We start from the raw sequence: 1111 nt of genomic DNA on the forward strand, positions 1-1111 counted from the left end.
CCTGGGGGTCGTCTGGGTAGGGGTGACGGGTGGCGCGGACACCGGGGGCGCCGGCCAGCGCATAGGTTTTCAGGAGTCGGCGGAAGGCCTGCGGCTCCATGTCGAGCCGGTGGGCCACGATCTCGGCACGCTCCCCGGTCGGCAGGGAGGTCGGCAGGGAAGCGGTCAGGCGCACGGCGTCGATGATCGGGTCCGTCTCGAGCAGGGTGCCGTCGGTCAGGAGCTGCTGGGCCTGACGGGCGGCTTCGGTCGCCAGGTGGCGAAGCAGCTGCAGCGACGGCACGATCCGCCACCACGGCGGGCAACTGCCCGGACCTGGGCCTCGAACGCGGCGGCGGCGTCGGGTGGGGCGAAGACGTAGGTGATGGAGTCGTTGCCGCCCTGGCGGAAGGCCAGAAGGTCGGCCTGCTTGGCCAGCGCGGGCAGCACCTGGCCGATAAGCCGCATGTTCTCGTCGGAGGCGGGGTTGCCGTGCACTACGGTGACGGGGCCCCACCCTGCGTTGCGAGCTCGGCGCGGCGAGGACGCCACGCTCGGCCCGGTGTCGCGCCCAGTGCGGTTCGGAGTGTGTTCTCGCACTCGATCGCGGTGGCGCCCGAGTTGGCGTGCAGGAGGAGAGCCTTCGTGGTGGTGGCGGCGCTGTCCCACGAGACGATCATTTGCGAAGCACAGTTGAGCCGGTCGGTGATTGCCTGCCTGGCGGTGTGCCGGACGTGGTGCGCGTGCAACCTATCGGTGGCTCATTGAGCCTCACCGGTCGCAGCTCGGCCTGCCTCGTACGCCTTCCGCATCAGATCCAGCACCACGCGGACGCTCTGCAGATCCATGTCGGCCAGCGCGTTGATCCGTCGCCGGTCCTGTGGATCGGGACGCACACCCAGTTGGTCGAACGTCGCGACGATGAACTGCAGGTTCCGGTCACGCATCAGACGCCACCGCCTCGGGCAAGCTGGTCATGCGTGCTGGGACGCGCCGGATGGCAGGCGCCTCGCGAAGTGCTGCACGCTGGCGGGCTGGTGGTCGTCGGTGGGTGGCAAGCATGGTCAGGCACATTCCTCTGCGGGTGGGTGGTCCAGAGTTTCTCTCATCGATGCGCGCGGCCCAGTGCGAT

At 69.4% G+C, this 1111-nt stretch carries 3 protein-coding genes; all 3 read right to left on the minus strand.

Annotated features, from left to right (window positions below; translation table 11 throughout):
* Positions 1 to 283 (minus strand): hypothetical protein (locus tag AB0J09_RS65500; protein WP_360714671.1); only part of this gene is annotated, 283 nt, incomplete at its 3' end.
* Positions 217 to 477: a hypothetical protein gene (locus tag AB0J09_RS65505; RefSeq protein WP_360714673.1), complete on the minus strand. Its 261-nt coding sequence runs from the start codon at positions 475 to 477 to the stop codon at positions 217 to 219. The genes AB0J09_RS65500 and AB0J09_RS65505, both read right to left, overlap by 67 nt.
* A 263-nt stretch (positions 478 to 740) precedes the next feature.
* On the minus strand, positions 741 to 926 hold the full coding sequence (locus AB0J09_RS65510) for a hypothetical protein (RefSeq protein WP_360714675.1): 186 nt from the start codon (positions 924 to 926) through the stop codon (positions 741 to 743).
* Positions 927 to 1111: the final 185 nt, after the last annotated feature.

It is taken from the genome of Nonomuraea sp. NPDC049784, assembly GCF_040659615.1.
Taxonomy (GTDB): Bacteria; Actinomycetota; Actinomycetes; order Streptosporangiales; family Streptosporangiaceae; genus Nonomuraea.

Excerpts from the sequence above, each read along its gene's own strand:
- AB0J09_RS65510 (WP_360714675.1), bottom strand. The coding sequence starts at position 926 with ATGCGTGACCGGAACCTGCAGTTCATCGTCGCGACGTTCGACCAACTG.